This is a genomic window from Providencia sp. Marseille-Q8014 (assembly GCF_965112055.1).
The window spans coordinates 1983462-2006092 of the sequence record NZ_CBCOPT010000001.1 but is presented as its reverse complement, the minus strand read 5'-3'; the positions used below and the strand labels follow the sequence as shown (position 1 = coordinate 2006092).

Here is a 22631-nt window from a genome sequence, read left to right as displayed (position 1 = left end):
ATGCAATTTTTTCATGAATAAAAAACTGAAAAATCCACTTCTAGTTTTATTGATAGCAGCGTGCGTCAACGGCGCGACATTCCCCGCATACAGTGCCGTTGAGGACACGCTTCCAGACATCGGTACGACCGCTGGCGGTACGCTGAGTATCAACCAAGAAATTATTATGGGTGATGCGATCACGCGCCAAATTCGTGCAAGTACCCCGTTGATATATGACCCTCTCCTCAATCAATACATCAATAAGCTCGGTATGCGATTAGTCAAAAATGCGGATTCCGTTAGAACACCTTTTAAGTTCTATTTAGTGAATAATCCGAACATTAACGCTTATGCCTACTTTGGTGGTAATGTCGTATTGCATTCAGCACTTTTTCGTTACAGCCAAAACGAGAGTCAACTTGCCTCTGTGATGGCTCACGAAATCTCTCACGTGACGCAACGCCACCTTGCACGTATGATGGAAGACCAAAAAAGTACCACACCGCTTGCTATAGCTGGCACTATTGGTTCACTCTTATTGGTCATGGCAAACCCACAAGCCGGATTTGCGGCCTTAACAGGAACAATGGCCGGCGTTCAGCAAGGTATGATCAGCTTTACTCAAGCTAACGAGCAAGAAGCAGACCGCATCGGCTTACAAACACTAAGACGCGCAGGCTTTGACCCTCATGCTATGGCTGACTTTATGCAAACCATGTCAGACCAAACTCGTTACATGTCAAAGCCACCTGAAATACTGTTAACGCACCCATTACCCGATAGCCGTTTAGCGGATGCGCGTAACCGCTCTAATCAGTACCCCAAACTCACCGTACCGTCTTCCGATGATTTTATGTATGCACGAGTGCGTATCTTATCAATGTATACAGCGGGACAACAGCATGCCCTTGACCAAATTCTTGAAAATTATAGTCAAGGCACGGCGCAAGAACGCATGGCCGCGGACTACGGTAAAGCATTAAAATTATCACAAGATAAAAAATATGCTGAGGCAACTAAAATCATGGCGAGTTTGCTGGAAAAACAACCCGATAACCCATGGTTTATCGATAGTATGACCGATTTAGATATTGAACAACGTCGTTCATCCCAAGCCGTGACCCGCTTACAAAACGCATTGAAAAAATCGCCTAATAACCCTGTATTACAAATTAACCTTGCCAATGCGTTAATTAATAATAAACAGTATCAAAATGCGAGTTCTTTGCTGAATAAATATACATTCAATAATCCTGACGACCCAAATGGGTGGGATCTATTAGCAGAAACGTCCGCCAAACAAGGCAAACGGAATGAAGAGCTGGCCGCCTATGCGGAAGGAATGGCATTACGGGGTAACTATGATAATGCGATCAATTATCTTAGCGAAGCCAGCCGTAAAAGTCGTTTAGGCAGCTATGAACAGCAACGCTATGATGCACGTATTGATGAATTAAGAAAGTTACAATTAAGAGACAGTAAAGCCAAACCGTAAGGAAATGATGACCATGACGGACACAATAACCATTTATCATAACCCACGTTGTTCTAAAAGCCGTGAGACCCTAGCCCTATTAGAATCCAATGGGGTTACACCGACTATCGTCGAATACTTGAAAAATCCACCTAGTGTTTCTCAACTAAAACAATTGTTAAAGGCGTTAGGCTTTGCAGATGCTCGCCAACTCATGCGCACGAAAGAAGAGTGCTATAAAACGCTAAATTTAGGGGAAACCACTTTAACGCAAGAACAACTCATTCAAGCCATGCATGAAAACCCAAAACTGATTGAGCGCCCTATTGTTGTCAAAGGCAAACAGGCAAAACTAGGACGTCCACCCGAGCAAGTCCTTGAGCTTTTATAAGGATACAAAAAAGGCAGCTAAGAGGCTGCCTTTTTATAACTGGAGGATATCTTTGACAAAAGGAATTGTCAGTTTACGTTGTGCAACAATTGATGCATGATCCAGTTTGTTCAAAATATCAAATAACGTCCCCATTTTTCTGTCTAGACGTTTTAACACAAAGCGACATACATCTTCTGGTAATTCAAAACCACGCATCCTAGCGCGTAGCTGCAACGCACAGATTTTGTCTTCATCACTCAGTGGATGCAGTTTATAAATTTGCCCCCAATCTAGACGAGAAGCTAAGTCAGGAAGAGAAAGTTCAATTTGCCTTGGTGGCCTATCACCTGTGATCAACAAGCAGGTACGACCGATTTCTAAAATACGGTTATACAAATTAAAAATCGCCATTTCCCATTCAGGATCACCCGCAATACACTGAATGTTATCGATACAAACCAAAGAAAGGTGTTCCATACCTTCCAAAACTTCAGGAACAAAATAGGCACGTTTATCGAGTGGTACATACCCTACCGCCATATCTTGTTCGGAAAGTTCAGCGCAAGCGGCATGCAATAGATGGCTTTTTCCTCCACCTTCACGAGACCAGTAATAAATATAGCTACCGTGGGGTTGATTAATGGCGAGTTTAATCGCAGACAACAACGCTTCATTTTCGCCTGCATAAAAGCTAGCAAACGTTTCATCATCAGGTAGATAGAGTGGTAGTGAAAGTTGCGATGGCGTGTTCAGAAGCACCTCTGGCTGTGCAAAACAATTAACAGTAGAAAGTTTACCATAAATTTCAAGCATAAATGAACAAGAAGAAACTCAATTGCCGATGCTTTCATCACATCGGCAATTGCAGATTGCTTTTATTTCTTAGACTGGTGAGTCTCTATTTCTTCAAGGTCTGACGTTACAAATTGTTTTTCAGGGCGCACAAAAGTAATAAAACGGAATACTAAAGCCATCACAATACCAACAATTGTTGCTAAGGCCATGCCTTTCAGTTCCGCTTGACCGATATGGATCACCGCCCCACTGACACCAATGATTAAGATGACAGAGGTTAGGATTAAGTTTTGCGGTTTATTATAATCAACCTTCGAGTCAATAAGAACACGAATACCGGACGCTCCAATGACACCATAAAGTAATAATGAAACCCCACCCATAACAGGTACTGGCACTAGCTGAATCGCAGCGGCTAATTTACCTACACACGAAAGCAAAATAGCAATCACAGCCGCACCACCGATAACCCACGTACTGTAAACCTTAGTAATTGCCATGACCCCGATATTTTCACCATACGTGGTATTCGGTGTTGAGCCAAAAAAGCCAGAAATGACAGTAGAAAAACCATTTGCAAACATAGAACGGTGCAAACCAGGATTTTTCATTAAATCACGCTCAACAATATTTGCCGTCACAACTAAGTGACCAACGTGCTCAGCAATGACAACTAACGCAGCAGGTAAGATAGTTAAGATAGCGAACCATTCAAAACGTGGTGTATAAAAAGTCGGTATTGCAAACCATGGCGCTTCAATGACAGGTGTAAAATCGACAATCCCCATAAAATAAGACAACGCATATCCCGCCAAGAAACCAATTAAGATAGGAATAATGGATAAAAAGCCGCGGAAGACAACAGCACACAACACGGTCACCACCAGTGTGGTAATCGAAATGATTAAGGTACTTGAATCGACTGGAGCGCCTTCTTTAGGCAACAAACCCGCCATTCCCGCGGCTGTTTGTGCTAATTCGAGGCCGATAACCGCAACAATGGCGCCCATTGCCGCGGGTGGAAACATAACATTTATCCAACCTCGACCCGCAACTTTGACAATTAACGCCACAATACAGAATAAGACACCACAAATAATAAAGCCGCCTAATGCCAATTCATAACCAAGAGGTAGCAAAATCATCACGGGTGAAATAAAAGCGAAACTGGAACCTAAATACGCAGGGATCTTCCCTTTACAGATAAATAGATAAAGTAAGGTGCCAATACCGTTAAACAACAAAATCGTTGCTGGGTTAACACCAAATAAAATAGGTACAATCACTGTCGCGCCAAACATGGCAAATAAATGTTGAAAACTTAGCGGTATGGTTTGTAGTAGTGGTGGCCTTTCTTCAACACTAATCGCACGACGTGTCATTTTTTCATCCCCTTAATGCATTTTTATCATCAAAAAAAAGCCGACTTCTAAAGTCGGCTAATTATTATTTAGTACCAAATATCTTATCGCCAGCATCACCTAGCCCAGGAACAATATAGCCATGTTCATTTAGGTATTGATCAATGGACGCGGTATAGAGCTCGACATCTGGGTGAGCTTCTTCAAGTGCTTTAATCCCTTCAGGTGCTGCAACCAGCACTAATACTTTAATTGATTTACAGCCCGCATTTTTCAACAGGTCGATCGTGGCGATCATTGACCCACCCGTTGCCAGCATTGGGTCAACCACCAAAGCCATACGCTCATCAATATTGGAAACTAATTTTTGGAAGTAAGAGACAGGTTTAAAGGTTTCTTCATCACGATACACACCGACAACACTGATTCGAGCGCTTGGAATACTTTCTAGAACGCCATTCATCATGCCGATACCTGCACGGAGAATAGGTACAACAGTGATTTTTTTCCCTTTAATTTGCTCTATTTCTACAGGACCACACCAACCTTCAATGGTAACTCTCTCAGTTTCTAGGTCAGCGGTTGCTTCATAAGTTAGTAGGCTACCAACCTCTGAGGCCAGTTCACGAAAGCGTTTAGTGCTTATATCATGATCTCGCATCAGGCCGAGTTTATGTTTAACGAGAGGGTGTTTTACCTCAACGATCTTCATGGAATTCTCCTACTATTTTAGACGTCAGCGCACAAAAAAATCGCGGGATTATACCTCTTTTTATGGAAGATGCCACTATGCCATGTTTGATTGATGTCAAAACAATCAGAAATAGCTTATTTTTAAACTCACCATTTCACTCAATATGCCAATAGCACATTCCACTACCTTGAACCGAATAACCGCATGCATGCAATGAAATATATTCAATAAAATCACAATGTAAAATTATAGATGCTCAATCGCATTTTACCTTATGTAAACGGTATAAATATTTGCAACAAGCATTCCCCCATAAACACTAAAGCTTAATTTCGCTACGATAAAAAACACGATGATGATTTCATTCATAAAGCTATCGCAAACGTTTGCTTAGCCTGTTAGAATAGCGTTTATTGAAGTCTATTTTTCCAAAACACAATTGCCTTGGGGGCCGTAGTGACTGATAAAACCTCTCTCAGCTATAAAGATGCCGGTGTTGACATTGATGCAGGTAATGCATTGGTTGAACGTATTAAAGGCGTAGTGAAAGAAACTCGCCGACCAGAAGTTATGGGAGGATTGGGAGGGTTTGGTGCGTTATGTTCCCTGCCACAAAAATACCGGGAACCTGTGTTAGTTTCAGGTACAGATGGCGTTGGTACTAAACTGCGCCTTGCAATGGATTTAAAACGCCACGACACGATCGGCATCGACTTGGTCGCTATGTGCGTTAATGACTTAATTGTACAAGGTGCCGAACCGCTATTTTTCTTGGATTATTACGCAACAGGCAAGCTGGATGTTGATACCGCAGCAAGTGTGATCACAGGTATCGCAGAAGGTTGTAAACAATCAGGTTGTGCCCTTGTCGGGGGAGAAACCGCGGAAATGCCCGGTATGTACCACGGTGAAGACTATGATGTTGCTGGATTCTGCGTTGGTGTTGTTGAACGTTCCGAGATCATTGATGGTAGCAAGGTTAGTGCCGGTGATGCACTGATCGCATTAGCATCAAGTGGCCCCCACTCTAATGGTTACTCATTAGTACGTAAAATTCTTGAAGTGAGTCAAACCGACCCAGAATCAACAGACCTTGAAGGTCAATCACTGGCTGACCACCTATTAGCACCAACTCGTATTTATGTAAAAAACGTCCTTGAGCTGATTGAAAAATGTGATATCCACGCAATCGCACACATCACTGGCGGTGGTTTCTGGGAAAATATTCCTCGTGTATTGCCTGAAAATACACAAGCACAAATTGATAAAGCGAGTTGGCAATGGCCTGCGGTATTCAATTGGTTACAAAAAGCAGGCAGTGTGACAGATCACGAAATGTATCGCACCTTTAACTGTGGTGTCGGCATTATTATTGCCTTACCACAAAATGACGTTGATGCGGCACTCACGCTGCTCAACGGTTTAGGTGAAAAAGCATGGCAAATCGGTTCTATTGCTCAGCTTCCTGCGGGTGAAGAACAGGTTGTTATCCGCTAATGAAAAAAATTGTTGTTCTTATTTCAGGCAGCGGCAGTAATTTACAATCGCTGATTGATGCGACGTCCAATGGCCTTCAGGCGCAGATAGTGGCTGTCATCAGTAATCAACCCGATGCTTATGGGTTGATTCGTGCACAAAAGGCAGGGATCCCTGCCTTAACGCTAAGTGCAAAATCATTGGCAAGTCGTGAAGAATATGACGCTGCATTGATGGCAATGATGGATGGATATCAGCCTGATTTAGTGGTGCTTGCTGGGTTCATGCGCATCTTAACGGCGGACTTCGTGAAACATTACGCGGGAAAAATGCTGAATATTCACCCTTCTCTATTACCGAAGTACCCCGGATTACATACCCACCGCAAGGCAATAGAGAACGGCGATAGCGAACATGGGACTTCCGTGCATTTTGTCACTGAAGAGCTAGACGGCGGTCCTGTGATATTACAAGCCAAAGTGCCTATTTTTGCAGAGGATAGTGAAGAAGCGGTTGTAGAGCGAGTGAAAGCACAAGAGCACAATATTTATCCACTTGTTGTGCAATGGTTTATCGATGACCGTTTAGTCATGAAAGATAATCTTGCTTATTTAGATGGTCAATGTTTACCACCACAAGGCTATGCAAATGAATAGCCTAATCACTGTCCAACGCTAGACCATGACATTCACTAAGGGCAAAGAGAGATCTCTGCCCTTTTTGTTGGATAAGCCACTCTATCCGCGACAAAGTGCGTTAATCTTCACCACTTAGTAGAGCCTCCTGCTTTGTGTCATTATTTTATCGTAAATTAGTGGTATCCTTATTGGTTAAGAGTGAAAATAATTCGTGGCATTTATTTGTCTTTATGACTTAAAAATATCGATAGTAGATGCGTATCTTTTAAATAGAATTGAGGTGTTATATGACGACCGGGCAAGTTCATCCGTTTAGGTTGCGCCCACTTGAACGTGAAGATTTAGCGTTTATCCATCAACTTGATAATAATGCCAGTGTAATGCGTTACTGGTTTGAAGAGCCTTATGAAGCTTTCGTTGAGTTGAGTGATCTCTATGATAAACATATTCATGACCAATCTGAGCGGCGCTTTATTGTTGAAAATGACAGTGAAAAAGTTGGCTTAGTGGAATTGGTTGAAATCGATTATGTTCACCGTCGTTCTGAGTTTCAGATTATCATTGCTCCGAGCCACCAAGGCCATGGCTACGCAACACGTGCAGCTAAACTCGCAATGGACTATGCTTTCTCTGTTCTCAATTTATATAAACTTTACCTCATCGTGGATAAAGAAAATATCAAAGCTATCCACATATACAATAAACTGGGCTTCCATACGGAAGGCGAGCTTATCGATGAGTTTTTCGTCAATGGTCGCTATCATACCGCGATCCGCATGTGTATTTTTCAACACCAATACTTTGCAAGCAAAGCTCAGTCTGCAAACCCTGAAAGTGTTGTTAATCCACATGCCACAATTAAGCAGCACGTTTAAGGTAAGGTAATTATTCATCCTTAAGTTTATCTATTCCTACAATATGGAGCAACGATGTCCCAAGAACGTCTATACCACGAAAAAGAGCTAAGCTGGCTTGCTTTTAACGAACGGGTTTTACAAGAAGCAGCAGATAAGCGAAACCCTCTTATCGAGCGTATGCGTTTTTTAGGTATTTATTCCAATAACTTAGATGAATTCTACAAAGTCCGTTTTGCCGATGTAAAACGTCGTATCTTAATTAACGAAGAGCGCGGCTCCGCCAGCGGCGCTCGTCATTTACTTAAACGTATTCAAAATAAAGTTGCTAAGCAGGATCAAGAGTTCGATATTTTGTACAACGACCTCTTGCTTGAAATGGCTCGCAACCAAATTTTCTTAATTAACGAACGGCAAATATCCCCTCGCCAACAAATTTGGTTACGCCAATATTTTCGTCAACACTTGCGTCAACATATTACGCCAATCTTGATTAATCCCGATACTAACTTGGTGGAGTTCTTAAAAGATGACTACACCTACTTAGCTGTTGAGATTATTAATAGCAGTAATGTGCAATATGCTCTCTTAGAAATTCCGTCAGATAAAGTTCCTCGGTTTGTTAATCTGCCACCCGAAATGCCAAAACGCCGCAAATCGATGGTTCTGATTGATAATATTTTACGTTACACCTTGGATGAAATTTTTAAAGGATTCTTTGATTACGACGAATTAAATGCGTATTCCATGAAAATGACCCGTGATGCAGAATATGATATCGCGACAGAAATGGAATCAAGTTTACTTGAAATCATGTCATCAACACTCAAACAGCGGCTCACGGCTGAGCCTGTGCGTTTCGTCTATCAGCGTGATATGCCTGACGAAATGGTCGCTGTACTACGTGAAAAATTAGGTTTATCGAATGACGACTCCGTGATCGCTGGCGGCCGTTATCACAATTTTAAAGATTTTATTAATTTCCCTAATGAAGGAAATAAAAGTCTACTCAATAAACCTTTACCTCGGCTGCGTCACCGCTGGTTTGACAATTTCCGTAACGGCTTTGATGCCATTCGCGAACGGGATGTTTTGCTCTACTACCCTTATTATACTTTTGAGCACACATTAGAACTGTTAAGACAAGCTTCTTTTGACCCGAGTGTCTTATCAATAAAAATTAATATTTATCGTGTTGCCAAAGACTCACGCATTATTGATTCCATGATCCATGCGGCCCATAACGGTAAAAAAGTCACGGTGGTGGTTGAGTTACAAGCCCGCTTTGACGAAGAAGCCAATATTCACTGGGCCAAGCGACTCACAGAGGCTGGGGTACACGTTATCTTCTCGGCTCCTGGCCTAAAAATTCATGCCAAGCTATTTATTATTTCACGCATGGAAGAAGGTCAAATTATTCGATATGCCCATATCGGAACAGGTAACTTCAATGAAAAGACGGCTCGTCTTTATACCGACTATTCATTACTCACTGCGAACGAGCAAATTACCAATGAAGTTCGCCGCGTGTTTAGTTTTATTGAAAACCCATACCGTCCTGTCACTTTTGACAATTTAATGGTTTCACCACAAAACACACGCCTCAAGCTCAATGAACTCATTGACCAAGAAATGGCGAATGCCCAAGCCGGTTTACCAAGCGGCATTACGTTAAAAATCAATAATTTGGTTGATAAAGAGCTGACCGACAAGTTGTATGACGCCTCCAATGCTGGCGTCAAAATTCGTTTATTAGTCAGAGGGATGTGCTCACTCGTTGCTGGGCAACCTGGGTATAGTGAAAATATTCAAGTCACCAGTATTGTTGATCGCTTTTTAGAGCATGACCGTGTTTATGTATTTACGAATGCAGGTGATGAAAAAGTCTTCATTTCATCGGCTGACTGGATGACCCGTAATATTGATTATCGGATTGAGGTGGCCGTCCTCCTAGTGGACAGTCGACTGAAACAGCTAGTTTTAGATATCCTTGAATTACAATTTAACGATACCGTTAAGGCGCGTTATGTTGACAAAGATCTCAGTAATCATTATGTTCCCCGCGGTAATAAGCGCAAAATTCGGGCGCAACTTGCTGTTTATGACTATTTGAAATCACTAGAAACGCCTGAGACAAGGTCTTAATACTATGCCATTAACTGATATATCAACCCCTAGGCCTCAAGAGATCGCAGCGATTGACCTTGGTTCAAACAGCTTTCATATGGTGATTGCGCGTATTGTTAACGGTGCTCTACAAATACTGACGCGTTTAAAACAACGCGTGCATCTTGCCGATGGTTTAAGTGATACAAATGAACTGAGTGAAGAAGCCATGGAACGGGGCCTTGCCTGCCTTGCGTTATTTGCAGAACGCCTACAAGGCTTTACGGAAGAAAACGTCTGTATCGTAGGCACCCACTCTTTACGTGTTGCCACAAACGTTGAAGAGTTTTTGAAACGAGCCAAAAAAATCATCCCTTATCCAATTGAAATCATTTCTGGGCAAGAAGAAGCGCGTCTTATTTTTATGGGGGTAGAACACACCCAGCCCGAAAAAGGACGCAAATTGGTTATTGACATTGGAGGCGGTTCTACTGAATTAGTGGTAGGTGAACGTTTTGAACCTCTTTTAATCGATAGCCGTCGAATGGGTTGTGTGAGCTTTGCGCGAAATTACTTCCCGAATGAAGTCATTAGTTCAGAAAACTTCAATCGCGCCTATCTCACGGCTTGTTTAAAGCTTGAGCAGACCGCCAACAAGTTTAAACATATGCACTGGGATGTGGCGATGGGTGCTTCAGGGACAATCAAAGCAGTACATGCTGTGATTGTCGAGATGGGCGAACGTGACGGTATTATTACCCGCGAACGGCTCGAAAAGATTAAGCAAATGGCGCTGAAGTATAAAACTTTTTCAGCTGTTGCAATCCCTGGTCTCTCGACTGAGCGCAAACACGTGTTTGTTCCTGGCTTAGCGATACTCTGTGCTGTTTTTGATTCATTAGATATTAAAGAGTTACGGCTTTCCGATGGGGCGCTACGTGAAGGTGTACTTTATGAAATGGAAGGACGTTTTCGCCATCAAGATATCCGCCAACGTACGGCCTTGAGCCTTGCAGAACACTATAATATAGATAGAGAGCAGGCGCGGCGCGTGTTAAAGACGATGGAGGAGCTATATCATCAGTGGGCTCAGCAAAATCCCAAGTTAGCCAATCCGCAACTTGAATCCATTTTAATTTGGGCTGTGATGCTGCATGAAGTTGGCCTGCACATTAATCAGAGTGGTCTACATCGCCATTCCGCTTATATTCTACAAAATACCAATTTACCGGGGTTTAACCAAGAACAGCAAACTCTATTAGCGACGCTTGTACGTAACCACCGACGTGTGATTAAATTCGATGATATACCTAAGTTTAATTTATATAAAAGAAAACAATTTTTACCATTGATACAAATTTTACGGTTATCCATACTATTAAATAACCAAAGACAATCCACAACCATCCCATCATCATTACGCTTAGAAACCGATGATGGACACTGGACACTATACCTACCTGCTCAGTATTTGTCGCAAAATGCTTTGATGCAGCTTGATCTCGAAAAAGAGAGCGCTTACTGGGAGGATGTGCCCGGCTGGAAATTAGATATACGCGAAGAATCTAATTAGTATAACGACCGTGAATACTGTCTCCCTAAGATAGGGTTCTAGTTAGTTTTACGTTAATTTGCCTTGATTGTTGATATTTATTTGGGTTAACGATCAATAAATGGCAAAATATACGTGTTTTTTCGCCAATGGATCCACACAGGTACGCCAAGTACCCGTCATTGTTTTAAGGATTAAAATGTCACAACCTGCTTCCTCAATCGATGCGGTACCAACAATCAATCCGCATTCTCAGAAACTGGCTCACATCCGCCAGCAGATTCTGACGCTATTTTTGGATGATGAAGAATTTGTCCAAACGCTTGTCGAACATGACCAACACGCTATCTTAAGCGATAAGGCTCTTAGCGAAAAAATCAATGCAGTCAAAGAACTCCTCATTGATTTACACGCCGCCGATATTGCCGATATTTTAGAGATGTTACCTTATGATGAGCGTCTAGCGCTATGGCGTCTCGTCGATAACACGGAACGTGGTGAAGTGTTAGTCGAGGCTTCTGTCGCCGTTTGGGATAGCCTGATCAAGGATATGTCTGACAGGGAATTACTTCGCGCTGTTGCTAACTTACATGTTGATGAACAAGCGTATATTGCAGAGCATTTACCACAAGATACCATGCGTAGGCTACTCACCTACCTTGACCCAAGCTTACGAAGTCGTATTCGTGAAGTTCTGCAATATGCAAAAGACAGCGTCGGACAAATGATGGATTTTGAGTTCGTCACTGTCCGCCCCAATGTCACTTTAAAAACAGTTCAACGTTATCTCCGCCAACGTGGAAAAATCCCTGAGGCAACAGATAAAATTTTCGTCGTCGATAGTCATAATTATTTGCAGGGTGAACTCCCCCTCACGACGATATTAACGCAATCACCAGAGCGTATTGTCGCTGATGTCATGAAAACAGACACGGTCACCTTCTTACCCGATGAAAAAGGTGAAGATGCAGCCAGTGCGTTCGAACGTTATGACTTGATTTCAGCAGCTGTTGTCGACAGTAACGGCCTATTGATGGGACGGTTAACCGTTGAAGATATCGTTGATAATTTAAACGAAGAGAATGACAACAGTATCCGTCGCATGGGGGGGTTGAGCCCAGAAGAGGATGTGTTTGCCCCTGTTGGTCAAGCGGTGAAAACGCGTTGGACTTGGCTTGCCATTAACCTTTGTACGGCATTCATTGCATCTCGTGTTATCGGTGTCTTTGAGGACACGATCTCCCAACTAGTCGCCTTAGCGACCTTAATGCCTATCGTTGCCGGAATTGGAGGCAATACAGGTAACCAAACCATTACTATGATTGTGCGTGCAATCGCACTTCACCAAATCCAAACAGGTAGTTTCTCATTCTTAATGTTGAGAGAACTGGGGGTTGCCTTTATTAATGGTGTCGTTTGGGGGGGAATTATGGGGGTGATTACCTATTTCCTCTATGGTGACCTCGCAATGGGCGCAGTCATGACATTAGCAATGATCCTCAACTTGCTGATGGCGGCCATTATGGGCGTTCTTATCCCATTGATTATGCTCAAAGTGGGTAAAGATCCGGCTATCGGTTCTAGTGTTATGATCACTGCAATTACCGATACTGGTGGTTTCTTTATCTTCTTAGGTTTAGCAACGCTGTTTTTGGTTTAATCCCTTTTGGCATACCCAGAAAATTACACTCTGGGTATGCCAATTATAATACTTAGCCTACCCCATTACTCACATTATTAATTTCAAACTCTCTCCCAATAATTACACGCTTTTTGATTGTTTTTTATTTTCTCGCATTTTACGACGCTGTTGATTGTCATTATTGAAATAATTCATGACAAATAATGAAATTAATTATTTGTGACTGGATTGATGAATTAATCAACAAAAATAGCAATAAATCGCCTTATTTTCTCTTAATTCAAAAATGAGAATATATGATCTGCTGCAAAAAATTATTTATTAACATCATATAATGTGATTGTTTTGCGCGATGAAATATATAATTAAACAAAGATATATAGTTAGATTATTCATCTTGTTTACAGAGTTGCAGTTTACAAAATATGGAATTTTCTGCTATAAATGAGTGTATGCATAAAGATACAGCGTATTAACTAGGTTGTTCCATCCAAGGTTTTATACCACTTATCTGCACACATCTAATATTATTTACTGTCTACGACAGTAAATTTAGCGGTTATTCCGAATTTAAAATAAAAAAATATATTCGGTATTTGAAAAGGATAATATTATGACATCGCAAACAACCAGCCAGCCCTCGGCAAGGCCTTTGAGAAAAGAAGATTATAAAACATTAGGGTTGTCATCTTTAGGTGGAACCCTTGAATTTTATGATTTCGTCATTTTCGTCTTTTACGCGAAAATTATTTCTCAGCTATTTTTCCCTGGTGATAATGAGTTTTTAGCTCTGATGGCAACACTAGGTTTGTTTGCTGCGGGTTATCTTGCTCGCCCGCTTGGTGGCATTATCATGGCGCACTTTGGCGATAAAATCGGTCGTAAGAAAATGTTTACTCTTAGCATTTTCTTAATGGCCTTCCCAACCTTTGTCATTGGTTTCTTGCCTACCTACGCCACAATTGGCGCCGCTGCACCATTATTGCTTCTGTTGATGCGTATTATGCAAGGTGCGGCTATTGGTGGTGAAATGCCAGGCGCATGGGTATTTATTGCGGAACATACCCCCAAACAACGCTATGGCCTTGGCGTCGGTACTTTAACATCTGGTATCACTGGTGGCATCTTATTAGGCTCCATTGTCGCCATCATTATTGAACGTAGCTATAGCGCTCAGGAAATTCATGATTTCGCATGGCGTATTCCCTTTATTCTTGGTGGTGTTTTTGGCTTTATTTCCGTTTATTTACGTCGTTTCTTAGAAGAAACCCCTATTTTTAAAGAACTGGCGGCAAAAAAAGCGTTAGCAAAAGAGTTACCTGTTAAAACGGTGATAAAATCGCATAAACAAGCATGTATGATCACTGCGGCACTGACTTGGTCATTATCTACCGCTATCGTTGTGACCATTTTGATGACCCCTGATGTTGTGCTTAAAGGCCTTTACCAGATCGACCGTGATATCGCACTGCAAGCAAACTGCGCTGCAACTTTAACATTAACGTTAGGCTGTATCTTCTGGGGTTGGTTTGGCGATAAAATGGGTACCCGTGCCTCAATGACCTTGTCATGGGGGGGGTTGGCCGTCACTGCCTTGTATTTTTATTCGTCTTTATCCACGGATATTGCAGCCTCAACATTAATATTTAACTATGCCTTGATGGGCTTTTTTGTGGGGGCTATCGCGACTACCCCTATTATCAGTACTCGCGCATTTCCACCTGAAATTCGTTTTTCGGGCTTATCATTTGCCTATAACGTGGCTTACGCCATCTTTGGTGGATTAACGCCTATCTTAACTGGAGCATGGTTACAACAATCTCATATGGCGCCAGCGTATTATGTGGCGGGAGTCTCTTTATTAGCCGTTGCTGTTGCTTACCTGCCATTAGCTTGGAAAGGATGGACCGCCAACAGCGAAGCAGAACAGAATAAAGTTGGCGCATTAAACACCAGCGCATCACGCTAATGTGACCCCCTCTGTTATGTTATTTGTTTATAAACCTGTGGTTGTTAATCGTCACAGGTTTTTTTATACAATTTAATCTGCTAACCTGCTTATTCTGCACACTAGTTGACGTTTTTTTCATATTTCCTTCATTTTTACGTGTAACCCCCACGTTAAACTATTAACATAACGCAACTGACTAATTTTTAACTATATAGCAGATGCATATCTGCGACTTTGTCCTTCTAATGTGATGTTTTTCTACTTGTTGTTGAGCTAAGCGAAAATTTAAATGAATAAACAAAAACGCCGTACTACATTCACCCGTTCAGCCATTTTCGTTGCCGTCATAATCGCTGCCGGTGCAGGTTGGTATTTTTATTCGCAAGAAAACCCTTCCAGTACCACGCAAAATAATTCCAATACCCCGCGGCCGACACGACCTAGTGGAATGCCAAATCGCATGCTCGCACCTGTTCAATACGCTAATGCGGTGGAAAAAGTTGTTCCTCGTTACTTAACTGGCCTTGGCACTGTTCAGGCTGCAAACGTCGTCACTGTCACCAGCCGCGTTGAAGGACAATTAATGTCATTGCATTTTACTGAAGGCCAACAAGTGCAAGCGGGTGATTTACTTGCTGAAATTGATCCGCGTCCATTTGAAGTACAATTAGCACAAGCCGAAGGTCAGCTTGCTAAAGATAAAGCAACTTTGGCGAATGCTCGACTAGATTTAAGCCGTTATCAAAAATTAGCCAATACGAAGGTTATTTCACAACAAGAACTCGATAATCAGCGAGCCTTAGTGTTACAAGCAGAAGGCAGTATTAAAGTCGATCAAGCATCTGTTGATAACGCAAAATTACAGCTCACTTACAGTAAGATCACCGCCCCAATTTCAGGGCGCGTCGGTTTAAAACAAGTCGATGTAGGTAACTTCATTTCAGCTGGCAGTGCAACTCCTCTGGTCGTGATCACACAAACTCAACCTGCTGATGTCATATTTGCCCTGCCTGAAGGCGATATTCCTGCGGTTCAAAAAGCCCAATTATCCGGTCAAAAAGTCAAAGTCGAAGCGTGGGATCGCAATAATATTGCGATGATTAGTGAAGGCTACCTCTTGAGCACCGACAACCAAATAGACCCAGCCACCGGCACATTAAAAATGAAAGCCCGTTTCACGAACGAGTTACAAAGCTTATTCCCTAACCAATTTGTCAATATCAAAATGCAGGTCGAAACACTGCAAAATGCCGTTGTCATACCGACTGCTGCTTTGCAAATGGGGAATGAAGGCCATTATGTTTGGGTATTAAGTGATGATAACCATGTGAGTAAAAAATCCGTCACTGTTGGAATGCAAGATAGTCATCAAGTCGTGATTGAAAGTGGTCTAACCGCGAATACAAAAGTGATTACTGACGGTGTTGATCGTTTAACGGATGGTACCAGCGTTGAGGTCGTGAATAGTGAAACGGTCGCAAAATCAGCCAAACCGCAAAAAAATAAAAATACAGCGGAGAAAGCCTGATGCAGCCAGGGATCCAAAAAGGTGGCGGCCCTTCTCGTCTATTTATTCTACGTCCCGTCGCCACAACCTTATTTATGGTCGCGATCTTACTCGCAGGGATTATCGGTTATCGTTTTCTCCCTGTATCTGCATTACCTGAAGTGGACTATCCAACGATTCAGGTCGTGACGCTCTACCCTGGCGCTAGCCCTGAAGTCATGACATCGGCGGTAACTGCGCCGTTAGAAACACAATTTGGGCAAATGTCAGGTCTTAAGCAAATGTCTTCACAAAGTTCAGGCGGCGCTTCAGTGATCACACTGATGTTCCAGCTCACTTTGCCATTAGAGGTTGCAGAGCAAGAAGTTCAAGCCGCGATTAATTCAGCGTCCAGTTTATTGCCCTCTGATTTGCCCTATCCGCCAATTTACAACAAAGTTAACCCTGCTGATCCACCGATATTAACACTTGCGGTAACTTCAGATGCGATGCCTCTAACGCAAGTACAAGATATTATTGAAAACCGTATTGCTCAGAAAATATCTCAAGTCAATGGTGTCGGTCTTGTGACACTGGCAGGTGGACAACGCCCAGCGGTTCGTGTCAGTTTGAATCCACAAGCAATGGCAGCAAAAGGCTTAGACAGTGATACTATTCGCACTGCGATCAACAATGCCAACGTGAACTCTGCAAAAGGGAGTTTCGATGGCCCTACCCGAGCCGTCACCCTATCAGCCAATGACCAAATGAAGTCACTGGATGATTATCGTCGTTTAATTGTTGCTTTCCAGAATGGGGCGCCGGTACGACTTGGTGATATAGCGACAATCGAGCAAGCCGCAGAGAATGCTTATTTGGGTGCTTGGGCCAATACGCAACAAGCGATTGTCATTAATATTCAACGCCAACCTGGCGCTAATGTTATCGAAACGACAGATACTATCCGCAATTTACTGCCTGAATTAATCGAGACACTGCCTAAATCAGTGGATGTTAAAATCTTAACGGATAGAACTAGCACGATTCGAGCCTCTGTCAACGATGTGCAATTCGAATTAATGCTTGCTATCGCACTGGTTGTCATGGTGATCTACCTGTTCCTTCGTAATGGTATCGCCACGTTAATTCCCGGTATTGCCGTTCCGCTTTCCTTGGTAGGCACCTTCGCCGTTATGTATTTTTGCGGTTTCTCCGTCAATAACCTCACATTAATGGCATTAACTATTGCCACAGGCTTTGTCGTGGATGATGCGATTGTGGTCATTGAGAATATTTCCCGTTATCTCGAACAAGGGGATAAACCCGTCGTAGCAGCCCTAAAGGGAGCCGGTGAAATCGGGTTTACCATCATTTCACTGACATTCTCGCTCGTGGCTGTTCTGATCCCGTTACTGTTTATGGGGGATATCGTTGGTCGCTTATTCCGTGAATTTGCTATAACCCTTGCAGTTGCTATCCTCATCTCTGCCGTGGTTTCATTAACACTCACCCCAATGATGTGTGCGCGTTTATTAAAACCCGAGTCAGAACATAAGCATAATCGCTTTGAAATCGCTTGTGAGCGTTTCTTCGATAGCATGATTGCAGGTTATGCAATTTGGCTCAAACGTGTATTAAATCATCGTTGGTTAACACTTTCTGTGGCTATCGGTACCTTGGTTCTAACTGTATTACTGTATATGTGGATCCCAAAAGGTTTCTTCCCATTACAAGATGGTGGGATTATTCAAGGTACCATTGAAAGCCGTCAATCGATTTCATTTGCAGCAATGTCGCAAAAACAGCAAGAAGTGGCCGAAAAATTATTGGCAGATCCGGCGGTCGACAATATCACGACTTATGTGGGCGTCGATGGAACCAATGCAACACTGAATAACGGACGTATTCAAATTACCTTGAAACCATTAGACGAGCGCCCTGATCGTGTAAGTACCATTATTCCGCGCTTGCAACAAATAGCGAATACTGTCTCAGGCGTCAATTTATACTTGCAACCGATGCAAGACCTCACTATCGATACACAATTAGCGCGGACGCAATATCAATTTACCTTGCAAGCCAGCTCTTTGGATGAGCTAACTTTATGGGTGCCTAAATTACTGGCGGAATTAAAACAACAACCTGAATTAGTGGATGTCAGTAGTGACTGGCAAGACAAAGGGTTAGTTGCCTACGTTAATGTTGACCGAGATACAGCAAGTCGTTTTGGTATTAGCATGTCAGCTATCGATAATGCCTTATATAATGCCTTCGGTCAGCGCATGATCTCAACCATTTACACCCAGTCTAACCAATATCGTGTCATTCTGGAGCATAATACACAAACCCGTGATGGCATCGACGCATTAAATGATGTTCGTCTGAAAGGAACTGATGGCGCAATAGTTCCATTGAGTACCTTAGTCAACATTCAGGAAGGTTATGGCCCGCTAGCCATCAATCATTTAGATCAGTTCCCAGCGACAACATTCTCGTTCAACCTTGCTGAAGGTGCCTCTCTAGAATCAGCGGTAAATGCCGTCAAAAACGCTGAGGCACAAATTGAAATGCCTAAATCAATTACCACCCAATTTCAAGGCGCTACACTCGCTTTTGAAGCGGCGTTAAGTAGTACCGTTTGGTTGATTGCCGCGGCGATTGTCGCTATGTATATCGTGCTAGGTATTTTATATGAAAGCTTTATTCACCCGATTACAATACTGTCAACGCTTCCAACCGCGGGGGTGGGTGCATTACTTGCCTTAATGATGGCAGGCAGTGAACTCGATGTGATTGCGGTGATTGGTATCATATTGCTGATCGGGATAGTTAAAAAGAACGCTATCATGATGATTGACTTTGCTCTTGCAGCTGAGCGCCAGCAAGGCATGTCGCCTAAAGAGGCTATCTACCAAGCTTGCTTATTACGCTTCCGCCCAATACTCATGACAACCATGGCCGCATTACTGGGGGCATTACCTCTCATGTTGAGCTCAGGGGTCGGCGCAGAGCTACGCCAACCACTGGGGATTTGTATGGTGGGAGGGCTAATTATGAGCCAAATCTTAACCTTATTTACGACGCCTGTAATCTACCTGTTATTTGATAGTCTTTCCAATAACTTAAAAGCTCGTCGTCAAAGCCGTAAACAACAGGTGTCATAATGAAGCGTTTCTTTGCACTGTTCATTAGCCGCCCTGTAGCGACCACATTGATTAGCGTCGCCATTTCGCTATGTGGCACGCTGAGCTTTATTTTCTTACCTGTTGCCCCGTTGCCGCAGGTTGATTACCCCGTGATAAACGTGACAGCGTCACTTCCAGGCGCCTCTCCTGAAACAATGGCCTCTTCTATTGCGACCCCTCTTGAGCGTTCATTAGGGAGTATCGCGGGTATTAGTGAGATGACCTCCAGCAGTGCACTGGGTCGTACGACAATTACATTAGAATTTAATCTTAATAAAGATATCAATAATGCAGCTCGTGAAGTGCAAGCGGCGATTAATGCAGCACAAAACCTGTTGCCAAGCGGTATGCCAAGCAAACCTAGATACTATAAATCGAACCCATCCGATGCTCCCATCATGATTTTGACATTAACGTCAAAAACCCTGAGTACGGGAGAGATTTATGATATTGCATCAACCCGTTTATCACAGCGTATCGCACAAATTGAAGGCGTGAGTGAAGTTTCTGTTGGTGGGGGTTCGCTGCCTGCTGTTCGAGTTGAACTCAATCCAACGGCCTTGTTTAATCAAGGTGTATCGCTTGATAAAGTGCGTTCGGCGATAAGCAGTGCCAACGTGCGTCAGCCTCAAGGCTATATCAATGATGATGACAAGCGCTGGCAAGTGCAAACCAATGATGAATTAAAGAAAGCCGCGGATTATCGCCCCATTATTGTCCACTATCAAGATGGCAATGCCGTCAAATTAAGTGATGTCGCCAACGTTAAAGACTCCATCCAAGATGTGCGTACCGCAGGTATGTCTGGAGGAGAACCCGCTGTATTGATTGTCATCCGTCGTGAAGCGGGGGCAAACATTATTGAAACGGTTAATCGAATTCGTGCTGAACTGCCCGAATTTCAAAATATGATCCCCGCAGCAATTGATTTAAAAGTCGCGCAGGATAGAACGCCAACGATCCGTGCATCCCTGGTTGAAGTTGAGCGCGCACTCATCATTGCAATCGCTTTAGTTATACTTGTCGTGTTACTGTTTCTACGCTCAGGCCGCGCAACGCTAATACCCGCAATTGCGGTACCTGTTTCCTTAATTGGCACCTTTACTGCCATGTATCTTTGTGGATTCAGTTTAAATAATTTGTCATTGATGGCACTCACCGTTGCAACCGGTTTTGTGGTAGATGATGCCATTGTGGTACTCGAAAATATCTCACGTCATATTGAAAATGGCACTAAACCCTTTATTGCCGCGGTCAGAGGGGTTAGCGAAGTCGGATTTACCGTTGTTTCCATGAGTGTTTCCCTTGTTGCCGTATTTATTCCGTTGCTTTTAATGGAAGGATTGGTCGGGCGTCTATTCCGTGAATTTGCTATCACACTCGCCACCGCCATTGGCATATCATTGGTTATCTCACTGACACTCACACCGATGATGTGCGCCCATTTATTAAAAAAACGGATTATAAAAACCGACAAGCCTAATAGCACTCACCGTTATTTACAGCGGATACAAGAAAGTTACGGCGTCACGTTAAATTGGGTGTTATCACATAAACGCAGTGTGCTAGCGATTTTATTTGCGACAATTGGGCTCAATATCTATTTGTATATCGCTATCCCTAAAACGTTTTTTCCTGAGCAAGATACGGGGCGTTTACTCGGTTTTGTTCGTGCTGACCAAAGTATCTCATTTCAAGCGATGAAAGAAAAAATGACGCGCTTTATGCAGCAAGTCAAAGCTGATCCTGCCGTCGAAAGTGTCACAGGTTTTACAGGCGGTAGTCGCGTGAATAGTGGTTCTATGTTTATTTCTTTAAAGCCACTCGATGAACGCACAGAGAGCGCCAATGCGGTCATTAATCGATTGAGAGCTAAGTTAGCCAAAGAACCGGGCGCTAACTTATTTATGATGCCAGTACAAGATATTCGTGTTGGTGGTCGGCAAGCAAACTCCAGCTATCAATTTTCGCTATTGGCCGATGAACTCAATGCCCTACGCGAGTGGGAGCCCGCAATACGTAAAGCTATTGCAGACCTTCCTCAAGTCACCGATGTGAACTCGGATAAGGAAGATAAAGGCGCTGAAATGGCTATGACCTATGATAGAGATTTAATGGCTCAATTAGGTATCGATGTCCGGATTGCTAATGACCTGCTGAATAACGCTTTTGGTCAGCGTCAAGTTTCCACCATTTATGAGTCCATGAACCAATATAAGGTCGTCATGGAGGTTGCTCCTGAGTACACTCAAGATGTCAGCTCACTGGATAAGATGTTTGTTATCAATAGTAACGGTGAAGCGATACCATTGTCTTATTTCGCTCGCTGGCAACCTGCAAATGCACCATTAAGCGTAAACCATCAGGGCCTATCGGCATCCTCAACCATTGCCTTCAACGTCGCTGAGGGGTATACCCTTGAAGAGGCTATTTCAGCAATCGAAAAAACAATGACAGCGCTTGGCGTCTCCTCCACGGTTAGAGGGACGTTTGCAGGCACGGCTCAAATATTTCAAGACACTCTAAAATCACAATTATTTTTGATTTTTGCCGCGATTATCACCGTATACTTAGTGTTAGGTATCTTGTATGAAAGCTATATTCACCCATTAACCATCTTATCGACATTGCCTTCGGCTGGTGTTGGTGCTTTACTCGCTTTGGAGCTATTTAATACCCCATTTAGCCTAATCGCGCTAATCGGGATCATGCTTCTCATCGGTATAGTGAAGAAGAACGCCATTATTATGGTTGATTTTGCAATCCAAGCTCAACGTAATGAAGGTTTAACGGCCCGTGACGCTATTTTCCGCGCCAGTTTACTCCGTTTTAGGCCTATTTTAATGACTACGCTTGCAGCAATCTTTGGCGCCCTACCACTCGCGTTAGGAAGTGGTGATGGTGCAGAGTTACGTCAACCATTGGGTATCACGATTGTGGGTGGCTTGGTGATGAGTCAGCTTCTCACCTTATTTACCACACCCGTCGTGTATTTATGCTTTGATCAACTCAGACAGCGTTATAGCAAAAAAGCAGTAACGCTTACTCATTAAGGCAACATA

15 protein-coding genes are annotated in these 22631 nt (G+C 43.0%); 12 read left to right on the top strand and 3 right to left on the bottom strand.

All coding sequences use genetic code 11. The features are described 5' to 3' along the window. The first annotated feature begins 13 nt into the window (after positions 1-13). Together bepA and arsC are read left to right on the top strand one after the other, a co-directional pair. A complete protein-coding gene (gene bepA, locus ACWPW6_RS08760; protein ID WP_154624998.1) occupies positions 14-1477 on the top strand; it encodes a beta-barrel assembly-enhancing protease in 1464 nt (487 codons plus the stop codon). A gap of 13 nt (positions 1478-1490) precedes the next feature. Then, positions 1491-1847 (top strand): arsenate reductase (glutaredoxin), encoded by a 357-nt coding sequence (gene arsC, locus ACWPW6_RS08755; protein ID WP_154624999.1) that lies wholly within the window; start codon positions 1491-1493, stop codon positions 1845-1847. A 33-nt stretch (positions 1848-1880) separates the two neighbouring features. Here arsC and hda read toward each other — a convergent pair whose 3' ends face one another. The 3 genes from hda to upp all read right to left on the bottom strand — a co-directional run bounded on the left by hda (position 1881) and on the right by upp (position 4697). Beyond that, positions 1881-2588 carry a DnaA inactivator Hda gene (hda, locus tag ACWPW6_RS08750; RefSeq protein WP_196713477.1) on the bottom strand — a complete coding sequence of 236 codons (708 nt, stop codon included), beginning with the start codon at positions 2586-2588 and terminating at the stop codon, positions 1881-1883. Positions 2589-2704: 116 nt separating this feature from the next. Then, positions 2705-4006 (bottom strand): uracil permease, encoded by a 1302-nt coding sequence (uraA, locus tag ACWPW6_RS08745; RefSeq protein WP_154625001.1) that lies wholly within the window; start codon positions 4004-4006, stop codon positions 2705-2707. Between the two features lie 64 nt (positions 4007-4070). Further along, entirely contained in the window at positions 4071-4697 is a 627-nt protein-coding gene (gene upp / locus ACWPW6_RS08740) for a uracil phosphoribosyltransferase (protein WP_154625002.1), read from the bottom strand. Positions 4698-5135: 438 nt separating this feature from the next. Here upp and purM point away from each other — a divergent pair, with 438 nt between their 5' ends. From purM to mdtC, 10 genes are all read left to right on the top strand, one after another. Further along, positions 5136-6176 (top strand): phosphoribosylformylglycinamidine cyclo-ligase, encoded by a 1041-nt coding sequence (gene purM, locus ACWPW6_RS08735; protein WP_163861446.1) that lies wholly within the window; start codon positions 5136-5138, stop codon positions 6174-6176. Next, positions 6176-6811: a phosphoribosylglycinamide formyltransferase gene (gene purN, locus ACWPW6_RS08730; protein WP_154625004.1), complete on the top strand. Its 636-nt coding sequence runs from the start codon at positions 6176-6178 to the stop codon at positions 6809-6811. The genes purM and purN overlap by 1 nt, the downstream gene beginning before the upstream one ends. A gap of 269 nt (positions 6812-7080) precedes the next feature. Beyond that, positions 7081-7668 carry a spermidine N1-acetyltransferase gene (gene speG / locus ACWPW6_RS08725; protein WP_154625005.1) on the top strand — a complete coding sequence of 196 codons (588 nt, stop codon included), beginning with the start codon at positions 7081-7083 and terminating at the stop codon, positions 7666-7668. Positions 7669-7722: 54 nt separating this feature from the next. Beyond that, a complete protein-coding gene (ppk1, locus tag ACWPW6_RS08720) occupies positions 7723-9792 on the top strand; it encodes a polyphosphate kinase 1 (RefSeq protein WP_154625006.1) in 2070 nt (689 codons plus the stop codon). A gap of 4 nt (positions 9793-9796) precedes the next feature. Next, positions 9797-11326, top strand: coding sequence for an exopolyphosphatase (gene ppx, locus ACWPW6_RS08715; RefSeq protein ID WP_154625007.1), 1530 nt, complete (start codon positions 9797-9799; stop codon positions 11324-11326). A gap of 178 nt (positions 11327-11504) precedes the next feature. Next, complete coding sequence (gene mgtE / locus ACWPW6_RS08710) at positions 11505-12965, top strand: magnesium transporter (protein WP_154625008.1); 1461 nt, start codon at positions 11505-11507, stop codon at positions 12963-12965. 595 nt (positions 12966-13560) lie between these two features. Next, the gene (locus ACWPW6_RS08705) at positions 13561-14916 is read left to right on the top strand and encodes an MFS transporter (protein WP_154624051.1); all 1356 of its coding nucleotides are present in this window, start codon (positions 13561-13563) and stop codon (positions 14914-14916) included. A 271-nt stretch (positions 14917-15187) separates the two neighbouring features. Beyond that, the gene (locus ACWPW6_RS08700; protein ID WP_154624052.1) at positions 15188-16426 is read left to right on the top strand and encodes an MdtA/MuxA family multidrug efflux RND transporter periplasmic adaptor subunit; all 1239 of its coding nucleotides are present in this window, start codon (positions 15188-15190) and stop codon (positions 16424-16426) included. Further along, positions 16426-19548: an MdtB/MuxB family multidrug efflux RND transporter permease subunit gene (locus ACWPW6_RS08695; RefSeq protein ID WP_163861440.1), complete on the top strand. Its 3123-nt coding sequence runs from the start codon at positions 16426-16428 to the stop codon at positions 19546-19548. Before ACWPW6_RS08700 ends, ACWPW6_RS08695 begins: the two co-directional genes overlap by 1 nt. Next, a complete protein-coding gene (mdtC, locus tag ACWPW6_RS08690) occupies positions 19548-22622 on the top strand; it encodes a multidrug efflux RND transporter permease subunit MdtC (protein WP_250000411.1) in 3075 nt (1024 codons plus the stop codon). The genes ACWPW6_RS08695 and mdtC overlap by 1 nt, the downstream gene beginning before the upstream one ends. The last annotated feature ends 9 nt before the right edge of the window (positions 22623-22631 follow it).